Annotated in this window: 7 protein-coding genes; 3 read left to right on the forward strand and 4 right to left on the reverse strand. The window is 37.0% G+C overall.

The window, feature by feature from the left end:
- The 3 genes from ACEXOE_RS14905 to ACEXOE_RS14915 all read left to right on the forward strand — a co-directional run bounded on the left by ACEXOE_RS14905 (position 1) and on the right by ACEXOE_RS14915 (position 1,915).
- Positions 1-828 (forward strand): sugar nucleotide-binding protein, encoded by an 828-nt coding sequence (locus tag ACEXOE_RS14905; protein ID WP_394749614.1) that lies wholly within the window; start codon positions 1-3, stop codon positions 826-828.
- An 11-nt stretch (positions 829-839) separates the two neighbouring features.
- Positions 840-1,121 (forward strand): 4a-hydroxytetrahydrobiopterin dehydratase, encoded by a 282-nt coding sequence (locus ACEXOE_RS14910; protein WP_394749615.1) that lies wholly within the window; start codon positions 840-842, stop codon positions 1,119-1,121.
- Positions 1,122-1,204: 83 nt separating this feature from the next.
- Positions 1,205-1,915: a YebC/PmpR family DNA-binding transcriptional regulator gene (locus ACEXOE_RS14915; protein WP_394749616.1), complete on the forward strand. Its 711-nt coding sequence runs from the start codon at positions 1,205-1,207 to the stop codon at positions 1,913-1,915.
- A 441-nt stretch (positions 1,916-2,356) separates the two neighbouring features.
- Here ACEXOE_RS14915 and ACEXOE_RS14920 read toward each other — a convergent pair whose 3' ends face one another.
- From ACEXOE_RS14920 to ACEXOE_RS14935, 4 genes are all read right to left on the reverse strand, one after another.
- Positions 2,357-3,922, reverse strand: coding sequence for an NAD(P)-binding domain-containing protein (locus ACEXOE_RS14920; RefSeq protein ID WP_394749617.1), 1,566 nt, complete (start codon positions 3,920-3,922; stop codon positions 2,357-2,359).
- A gap of 655 nt (positions 3,923-4,577) precedes the next feature.
- Positions 4,578-5,300 (reverse strand): carboxypeptidase-like regulatory domain-containing protein, encoded by a 723-nt coding sequence (locus tag ACEXOE_RS14925; RefSeq protein WP_394749618.1) that lies wholly within the window; start codon positions 5,298-5,300, stop codon positions 4,578-4,580.
- Positions 5,301-5,447: 147 nt separating this feature from the next.
- Positions 5,448-6,350: a cupin-like domain-containing protein gene (locus ACEXOE_RS14930; RefSeq protein ID WP_394749619.1), complete on the reverse strand. Its 903-nt coding sequence runs from the start codon at positions 6,348-6,350 to the stop codon at positions 5,448-5,450.
- 253 nt (positions 6,351-6,603) lie between these two features.
- A partial coding sequence (locus ACEXOE_RS14935) for an amino acid adenylation domain-containing protein (RefSeq protein WP_394749620.1) occupies positions 6,604-10,580 on the reverse strand: 3,977 nt, incomplete at its 5' end.

The raw sequence follows: 10,580 nt of genomic DNA on the forward strand, positions 1-10,580 counted from the left end.
ATGAAGCTGAATAAAGGGAAAAAAATATTAATTTTAGGGGCTAGTGGTTTTATTGGAAATGCCATCTATAAGGAACTCTGCTCTTATTTTGATACCTATGGCACTTATTATTCGGCACGACGCTCCTTTGAAGATAATCATCAATTTTTTAGATATGATATTGAAGAAGATGATATCTATGATCTTCTGGAAAAGGTACAACCTCACTTCATTATATCGGCAATCCGAGGAAATTTTGCCGCTCAGGTATTGGCCCACCAGCATTTGACAGAATATGTGAGAGATCATGATACCAAAGTGTATTTCATTTCATCTGCCAATGTCTTTGATGCCTATAGCAAATATCCTTCCTATGAATACGACAAGACCTTGTCTGAAAGTATTTACGGGCGTCTAAAGATAAAGATTGAGAATATGCTTTTGCGGCTGCCCAAGGAGAAAATGGCCATTCTGCGAATTCCCATGACTTTTGGTACCTTTTCTCCGCGCATCAAGGATTTAAAGCTTGCCTTGGATAATAAAGAACCTATTGAAGTATTTCCCAACCTCATCATCAATGTGACCAACGATGATCGCCTAACCCAGCAAATACATTATTTGATAAACCGGAACAAAAGTGGTATTTTCCATTTAGGAAGCAAGGACTTGGTACACCATGAAGATTTTATTAAAGAAGTCGTCTCTAGAATGGGATTCTACAATCCTGTATATAAGCGCATTTTTACGACCAATATGGATCGTTATCTAGCGGTTTTGCCCAAAGCCAACAAACTTCCCAAAAACCTGAGAATAGGATATCAGGACATCATTGATCAACATGTTTTTTAAAAAGAGTACCCATGAAAAAATTGAATGACCATCAAATTAAAGAGGAATTACAAAGCTTAAATGGATGGGAGTACAACGGAGAATTCATTGAAAAATCGTTTCAATTCCAGACGTTTAAGGAAACATTTGCCATTATGACCCACATCGCTTTTGAGAGTGAACTACAAGGCCATCACCCTGATTGGAGCAATGTTTATAATAGGTTGCATATTAAATTAAATACACATGATGCCAACGGTATTACTTCCAATGATTTCCTATTGGCACGCACTATAGATGCCATTGTGGGCTAATTGTACCATCTAGAAAAAAACCACTTGCTGCCGCATTAAATTTTATTAAATTTGTGGCCATTCACTTATAATACCAAGGAAACATGGGAAGAGCTTTTGAGTTTAGAAAAGCACGTAAAATGAAACGATGGGCTGCAATGTCCAAAGCCTTTACCCGTATAGGGAAAGATATTGTAATGGCCGTTAAGGAAGGAGGTCCCGATCCCGATTCCAATGCCCGTTTAAGGGCTGTTATCCAGAATGCCAAGTCAGTGAATATGCCCAAGGATAACGTAGAGCGGGCTATAAAAAGAGCCAGTGATAAAAGCTTGGGTGATTTTAAAGAAATACTTTTTGAAGGTTATGCGCCACATGGTATCGCTGTCTTGATCGAGACGGCAACCGATAACAACACAAGAACCGTTGCTAACATTCGGAGTTACTTCAATAAATGCAATGGCAGTTTGGGAACTTCGGGTTCGGTGGAATTTATGTTTGACCATACTTGTAACTTCCGCATTAATGCCGAGGGAATAGATCCTGAAGAATTAGAACTGGAAATGATCGATTATGGAGCCGAAGAAGTGTTTACCGATGAGGATGGCATTTTGATCTATGCTCCCTTTGAAAGTTTTGGTGCCATTCAAAAAGAGTTGGAAAATAGAGCGATTGAAATTTTATCTTCTGGTTTTGAACGTATTCCCCAAGTGACCAAAGAATTGGACGAAGCACAAACGGCGGATGTGGAGAAGCTATTGGAAAAAATTGAAGAGGATGACGATGTACAGAACGTCTATCACACCATGAAAGAGTAAACAATTTTCCGTCTGAAAGAAACGGATACCCCATTCCACTAAACTATGCTATACTTTGTGGTTACAAGCCATTCTGTAGAGATTGCCCTTGAATACTCTTTTTCCCATCACCTAAAAACGAAATTTAAATTGTAAGATTCGAAAATATTTGATAGTGTTATTCTGTTGTTTCTACCAAAAATACGTAATAGGGTAACGAAAAAAGTAAAAGAACTGGAGTCAGAAATATTCATTAATGATTCTTATCTATAAGTAAGAAGTAAAAGCAGAGGTATTACACTTCTCCCCAGTACATCTATCAGCTAATTATTGCTGAAACAACACGACTCATTCAAATCCAAAAGTCTGGAAAAGGGGTATTCCATTGGACATAAAATGTATCCTAAATACCCCCACTTTTATCTTTTTCAAATTATTGCCTCTATAGTTAGAGATCATCAGTTAACCTATAACGCTAGCATCCAATATATTATGGGACCACACCCCTTGCAGAAAATTTCTGAACGGACCAATATACATTTCATTATCCCAGTTATTCTCTAAATCTTCGGGTAAATGATATTCTTCGATAAGATCGCTACCGTGATATAGCCTACAAATAGGGTGAATAAATGCACTCTTTCCTCCATCTTCTGGGTATCTATAAATGTTAAAAGGGTCTACAATCCCATCAAGTTTTCCATATTCCATCGTGGCTTGAAAGTAAATTTTTTCTTCACACTTTTTATCTCTAAAGTAATCTACCGGAATACTTTTTATCAAAGAAATTTGGTCATCACTCTTATTCAAAACGTAAATATCTCCAATAAAACTCGGCTGTTGAAACATGGCAGAGTCTTGATTTACTCTATCAATGAATTTTTGGATAAAAGATTCTACATCAAATTTAAAATTGGTATACTGAAATTCCGAATTCTCTTCTTTGCTTTTCAATATTTGATCAAAGCACTTTGCATTATATCTAAATCCATGAATAAATCCAGAAAATGATTTTTGATAATCTCTAAAATGAGTCAATACACCCATAAAATATAAATCTTTCACAGTAGTAGATTCCCATTCACTAGTCATTTTAGGGAATTTTCCACAATCTGATATTTCTATTTTACAATTACCTCCTTTAAAAATGGTATCATCAAACATAAAACCCGTACATAAAATTAGATAATCTACATCCAAAGCCAGTTTTTGTCCTTCTGCATGGTTATAGGTAAAATGAACACGTTTTTTTCCATTTTCTAAAAGTTCAACTTTTTCAATGTCTGCATCGAGTATCGTATTTTGCGACTTGAGTTGATAGGTATCCAAAAAATTATTGTTAACCGCTCTAACATGACCAACATAGTGTGTTTTCCATGCTAATCTTATCGGATTAGGGCTTATTAAATGAATTACTGCGGCGTGTTCAACGAGAGAATCAGCAGTCTCTAGAGCAGAGTTACCCTTCCCAACTATCATGACTCTTTTGTTCGTGTATTTTTTTGGGTCTATATCAAATTTCTCATAGGTTTCAGCTAACTCCACCCCTTCAAAATTTGGCACATAAGATTTAGATTTCCCAGTTGCGCAAATAACTTTTTCAGCATAATATGTTTCCTTATCAGTAGTAACCACAAAGAGATTATCTTCATTTTTAGAAACGTTTAAAACTGTAGTGTTATAAGATACATTTATACCATAATTTTCTACAAAGTCATTTAAATAATCAACATATAAGTTGGCCTTGGGGAAGTATTCTTCAGAATACTTTTTAAATAAAAATGGCTCATCTTCTTTTTCAGTGAGAAGACTGTTCCAGTCCCATCTTTGATTAATCTCATAATCATCAAAACCTGTATACACTTTATTTATCGAAATTAGTGTATTGTGTCTCGGCATTGTTTGGAAAAAACTCCCGGCTTTGTTACTTTTTTCGATAAGAATATATTCTTCATTTCTTTTTGAAAGATAATAGCCCAGTTGAATGCCTCCTGGCCCAGCGCCAATAATAAGATGCTTAATTTTCATTTTACACTTTTTAAGTTAATATTAATTTTAAAATTTTTCGGTTCTCTATTGTTCATCCTTAATTTTCGGTGGACGATATTACTCCGACCAAAACCATAAACGATTATTTTTTAGCAAGGGAAGAAAACGTCTTTATATTTAGGTTCTTTATGCTACTTTGAGAATGTTCAATGCAGTCTTCTTTCTATTTAAATAAAATTCTTGATAATGTGATATGCAGATTTATGCCGTAAAGAATTTCATAAATATTTGATATAGAAACGGTAATAATTCTCTCTACCTAGAGTGAATACAGGATGGCATATTTACCGCGATGCGATGCATTATTAGAAGAAGGCGATTTTCAAAAGATATAGGTTTACTTACCCTCTTATTCTAGATTATGATATCTAGTAAAAACTACTTGATCAGATATTTGCTACTTGCTTAATGAGGAGAGTATAGTTCAATTGGATTGATACAACATTGTGATTTTATAACTTTCGTCACATAATAATATTTAAGCAAGTTGACTTGAAAAAACGAACGACAAATTCTGTAGGTTAAATTGAAGAGAAGTCTAGCCAAAGTTTCTTGCCCACTTCACCTTAACGCAATACATTAGTTGGATTAAAATAGAATTCTAGTTATACTTGTAACCATACTTTACTGCTACTCAATCCAAATCGTTATTCTTGCGATATACAATACTCTTTTTTTCTAAAAATCTCAAAAATTTTAATTTGTCCTGTGTTTCAACTTGCTCTTTAAAAGTTGAATCTACAGCGCAAAAATATATAAAATCATATATCTTTTCCGAAGGTATTTTTAGTTGCTGACTATAGATGGAATCTGGATAAAACTCTCTTGCCGTTTTAATACGTAATTCGTTTTCGTCTTGGGAAACTAATTTTCTTAATCTTTTATTATGACCCGTAATTTCATCTAAAAGCCTATGTAACCCTTGTTCTGTCATAGCCGTAAAAAGATTCCTTTCGTTTTTTGTCAATGGTTTTACATTCGCATTAGGCAGTCCTAAAGTAGAAGCAGTAATAACCGGACCAATTTTTAAATTTTGAATATCTGCTTCAATATTACCAGATAGATTATAAGGTCTAACTACAACTTCGTTTAATTCAACATTAGCTTCCTCCATGGGAACAGTAATTCCTTCACTATCCCATACTTTTTGATCTACAATTAAAAAAGTCCTTTTATATTGAATCGCGGAAAACCAAATCGTATCATTACGTTTTACCGAAATTGAAAACATACCCTTGGAATCTGATATTGTAGCCGTCTTAGATGTACTATTAATAACATGTATATCGGAAACATCTTTGGTTTCACTTGTAATTTGACCTCTTAAACTTTTTACGGTATTTTGCGCACTAGCCACTAAGCAAATGGAATAGAATATTACTAATACAACACAATTCCGGTTTGAAAACATAGTATATAAAATTTTAAACTACTTCGATGTAAAAAAAGGTTATTGGTTAGATTACATCCTAGACTCCAAATTCAATCTTTAATATAGAAGGAATCACACTTGGCTTGTCGATTCTAAAAATTTTGAAATATCGTAGGGCGTTGCATCCGCTGAAAGGAAATCTTTTAGAAAAAACTTTACGATTTCGAGTTGATCATCTTCCGGATGTTTCGTAATAAACGACTGAAAATTCGTTAATTCCGAAGCATGAACAAAATTCCATGTAATTGAAATGCTATCAGAAATTGATGTCACATCATGAAACCAACCCGCTGGAAACAAAATTACTTCATTGGGAGCAAGGGTTAATTCAAAAGTAGGCTTAGCCTTCGGAAAATCTGGAAATTTATCTAGATTAGGATTTTTAATATCTACAAACTCATTATCATTCATTAGATAAGGGGCTTGGTCTGGGGAGAACAGAGAAATTTGCTTTTCTCCGTACAGTTGACATAATATGGCATTACTATTGAAAGGATCTCGGTGCAAACGCGTTTTTGCTCCTTTACCAGAGATAAACAACCCTTTATAAGGGAATCTTTCTGTAGTTATATCAATTTCATTATCTGCTGAACAATAGGGGACTATCGTATCGCTCACAGGAAGAAAATAAGGTTGATTCCAAGAAGTCTTTAATTTCTTAAAAATATCATCTGACCATAAAAAATCAAGGTCTTTTAATTTGGTATACCATCGTATGTATTCTTTACAGTTCTCTTCGGGCTTAGAAAAATTGGAAGTCAAATAACTCTCCAAAGTAGATACGTTTTGTAAATCAAAAAGATCATTATAAACCTGAGTATACTCCGCACCAAATTCTTTTTTAAGTGAATCAGGTTGAAATCTATTCAAATCCCAATCATCCATGGCATCGGTAACAACAACCGGTTTGTTTTTGGTAAGATAATTTGTAAGAAAATCCTCCTTAGATAATTTCTTTACTTTATCAATTTTCATCTCTGTCATTATTTAAATTTTAATAACCAGCTAATCTAAATTCTGTTTTTGCCTAAAAAAGTAGATTTTATTTTTAATAGCGACAAAATTATAACGTTAATTTAAGAATAATCAACAAACGTATTTTCTGTCATAAAAAGTATTTTAAATAGAATACAGTCTGTTATCAGCTGGCTTGGTTAAAGTAATTTTTTTTAAATTAAAGATCGGTTTTGTTCCCCTGAGATCCTTCTATCTTAGTTTAAGAGCTATTTTAGGATAGAATAGAATTTGCTTCTGAGGTTAGAATTTCTGCAGTATCCTCGGCATTATCACTAATGAAGTAATGTCCGGCATCACATATTTCTGAAAAAGAAACCTGTTTTGAATGTTTCTTCCATCTTTTATTTTTTCGGGAAAATCCAGTAGTCAACTCATCTTGTGCTCCATAAATACCATGAATAGGAATTTGAAGTTTAGCATTGTTATTGACGCTTAAAGAATCACAAACCATTGCAACTTCTGAATCATGCTTAAAGTTTTTCACAATTTTAGTCATTAAATCTTTATTCATGTCCCTAGGTATTAATCCAGAATCAATTAGAAATTCTCGTATGTGTTCATCTTTATAATTTGCCAAAGCATTCCCTGTAAACTCAATGTTTTTCTTTACCCGCTGGAATAAACTTCCTCCTAGGAATAAACCTTTTAAAGGCATATTGAGTTTTTGCAATTCATAAGATAAATAAATAGCCATACTAGTACCCGAACAATGACCGAATATAAATATATCTTCTTTAAGCTTTGTTGTTATTTCTTCGATCAGGGATTCCTTTATCGAATTAAACGATTGATACGTTCCAATCCAATTCACTTCGTGCCAAGGCATTGAAATAATGTAAACATTGAAAGTCAACGATAACTTTTCAGCCAAAGAATAATAGACGGTGCTCAAAGCGCCTGCGTAAGGAACCAAAACAATACTTTTGCTCTTCTTTTTGTCATAGGAGTATTCCGTTAAGAAATGTGTTTTTTCTTCTTGGACAAGCGTATTCAAACTATTTGTAATAGCTCTGATGTTTCTATAGCTATATAGAATTTTCAAAGGAACATTGTCGAGTTTGGCTATTTGTATGGCATTGATCGAATTTCCTCCCAAGTCGAAAAAATCATCGTCTATTCCTATCCCCTTTTTCTCAAGAACCAATTCCCAATGGTCCACCATTCTTCTTTCTTGTGTATTACGCGGCTCGGTATATTTTGGAGCATTATTATCAACTAATAACTCATACATTTTCAAAAGCAATTTCTCATCGACCTTACCATTTGGGGATAAAGGAATCTTATCTACTTTGACATAATGATTAGGAATCATATAAGCGGGTAAACTGCCCATCAAGAACTGTCGTATTGTTGCCAAATCCAATTCTCCTTTAGCAACATAATAAACTATCAACTCATTTTCTCCTTTTACATTCTTTTTGGTTGACACATGTGCCTGATCTATTGCTTCATTTTTAGTAAAAACAGCTTTTATTTCTCCTAATTCAATTCGATATCCATGAATTTTGATCTGATTATCTTTTCTACCAACAAATTGAAGTTTTCCATCTGGGAGCCATCTACCCATATCTCCTGTTTTAAAAATCATTGTTTCAGGTATAAATGGATTAGGAACAAACTTTTCTTGGGTCAGTTCGGGATTGTTCAGGTATCCTCTGGATACTCCATTACCTCCAATGCAAATCTCTCCTATGATTCCTTTTGCTTGTAACTTGGTGTGATCATCTACAATATAGATTTGTGTATTGTCAATGGGCCAACCTATTGTATTTGGAACAATAGCATTAGTCCTATCATATTCATAATATGTACACCATACTGAAGACTCTGTTGGGCCGTACTCATTAAAAAGGCGGCAATTTTCTAAAACTGAAACCGAATGAAATTCCTGAATCAAATCTTTACTACAGTATTCTCCAGCAACAATCACTTGTTCCAAAAACAATTCATCTTCTCCTATGTCTTGTAACAACAATGTTAAATATGACGGAACCATTATTGTATGGGTAATCTTGTTTACATGCAAAAAGTGAGTTACATAATTTACATCTTTTACATCGTCACCATCCATTACATATAGCGCTCCTCCGGTAGAAATTGTTGAAAAAATACCTGCTACAGAACTGTCAAATGATATAGAGGATAGAAGTAAAAAATTTTGTTTACGGCCATAAACATTGTTTCTAGCAACCGTGGTGTGATATAAATTGGAATGTTCCAATAGAATACCTTTGGGTTTACCAGTGGAACCGGAAGTATATATAACATAGGCCAAATCTGAAGAATCTATTATTTTTTCAATTGGACTTGTGTCATAACGCTCTTGAAGGTTTTTAAATGCGTTTATTTCATCAAAATCTATTTTTATTCTGCATGAGATATCCTTTATTATATACCTTATACGGTCTTCTGGATAATTGGAATCTAAAGGAACATAAGCCCCTCCAGATTTTAATATCGCCAGTATACTTATGATAGCCCATTCACTATTGCTTAAATTGACAACTACAAATTCTTCTTTCTTTATGTTATAGTTGGAATCTAAATAGTGGGCAAATTGATTGGACAATTCATCCAATTCCCTGTAAGTATACTCCTTGTCTCCAAATGCAAGAGCTAGTGCATCTGGATTGCGATCTACTTGCGCTATCAGCATATCCAGAATAGTTTCACCCTTATTATATTCGACCGCCGTATCGTTGAAGGTCTCCAAAAGCTCCCTCCGCTCTTCCGCCCCAAGGTACTCCAAACGGTCCAGGGGAAGCGAGGGGTCCGCTACGGCAGATCCCATCAATCGCTCAAAATGCCCCAGCATGTGCTCGATCGTAGAGCGGTCATAGATATCACTGTTATATACAATCCCAATGTCTATCCCATCTTCAACTTCTTCAAAGTCAAAAATTAAATCGAATTGACTTACCCGCGCTTTTGTTCCATTGTAACTGTTAACGGTCAAACCATTTTGAGTGCTCCCACTCAAAGTAGTTGTTTGATTATTGTCCAATACGAGCATCACATCAAAAAGTGCATTCCTGCTCATGTCCCGTTGAAGGTCCAATTGGTCCACCAACTCGTCGAAGGGGTACGACTGGTGCTCGAAGGCCCCCAGCGATACCTCGCGCACATTTGACAACAGCTCCCCGAAGCCGGACCCGCCAGCAAAACGCGTACGCAGCGCAAGCGTGTTCACATAGAAGCCGATCTGGTCCTCCAGGTCCATGTGCGATCGACCCGCTATAGGGCTACCTATGATGATGTCCTCCTGCCCAGTGTAACGGTACAACAGGCTTTTTACCCCTGCCAACAGTCCCATATAGAGCGTGCCCCCTTTTTCGCGGCAAAGATCCTTTAGAAGTTCGGTGGGGCCCGCACCAAGGACCCCTCGCACTACCCCGCCGTTGTACGTCTTTACGGCCGGACGGGGACGGTCCGTCGCTAGGTCGAGCACAGGAAGGTCCCCCGAAAAAACATCCGACCAATAGCCCTGGCCCTTCTCAAGGGAACCCCCCTCCAATAGCGAACGTTGCCATACCGAATAGTCCTTGTACTGGATACGCAAGGGAGGGAGAAGGCCATCGCCCCCCGTAACGAGGGAATTGTAGTACCACAGGAGCTCCCTGATCAAAACCCCGAGCGACCAGCCGTCGCTTATGATGTGGTGCATCGTATAGGTGAACAGCCATCTATCCCGGGACAGGCGGTAAATGCCAGCTCGCAAAAGCGGGCCCTCCGAGAGATCGAAGGGTATCGACGAATCGGAATCAACGATATCGCGCATGGCAGATTCCTGATCCCCCGACCCGCGAAGATCGCCCTCCAAAAGCGAGAAGCCCGATCGATCCGAAGGGGAGATATATTGCCGCACGTCCCCGTCCCCGTTCTCCCTGAAGGTCGTGCGCAGTATCTCGTGCCGATCGATCAGCCTCCCGAAGGCGGTCCGAAGGGAGGCAACGTCAACAACCCCCTCGAATATATGGGCCCCAGGCATATTGTAGGCCACGTTCCCCTCCTCGAACTGGCTCAGCACCCATAGGCGGCGCTGGGCCGACGAAAGTTCATAGTCCGACGAAGGCGGCGCCGGAACAAGGGACGAGAACGATGAACGGCCCGACACCTCTATCAAACGTGCCTGGTCACAGAGCACCGGCGTCTCGAAAAGGCTCCGCAAGGGAAGCCTAACATCGAAGC

It is taken from the genome of Spongiimicrobium salis, from assembly GCF_043678055.1.
In the GTDB taxonomy this organism is placed as follows: domain Bacteria; phylum Bacteroidota; class Bacteroidia; order Flavobacteriales; family Flavobacteriaceae; genus Spongiimicrobium; species Spongiimicrobium salis.

Coding starts and splice junctions, on each gene's coding strand:
- ACEXOE_RS14905 (WP_394749614.1), top strand. CDS start 1: ATGAAGCTGAATAAAGGGAAAAAAATATTAATTTTAGGGGCTAGTGGT.
- ACEXOE_RS14910 (WP_394749615.1), top strand. CDS start 840: ATGAAAAAATTGAATGACCATCAAATTAAAGAGGAATTACAAAGCTTA.
- ACEXOE_RS14915 (WP_394749616.1), top strand. CDS start 1,205: ATGGGAAGAGCTTTTGAGTTTAGAAAAGCACGTAAAATGAAACGATGG.
- ACEXOE_RS14920 (WP_394749617.1), bottom strand. CDS start 3,922: ATGAAAATTAAGCATCTTATTATTGGCGCTGGGCCAGGAGGCATTCAA.
- ACEXOE_RS14930 (WP_394749619.1), bottom strand. CDS start 6,350: ATGAAAATTGATAAAGTAAAGAAATTATCTAAGGAGGATTTTCTTACA.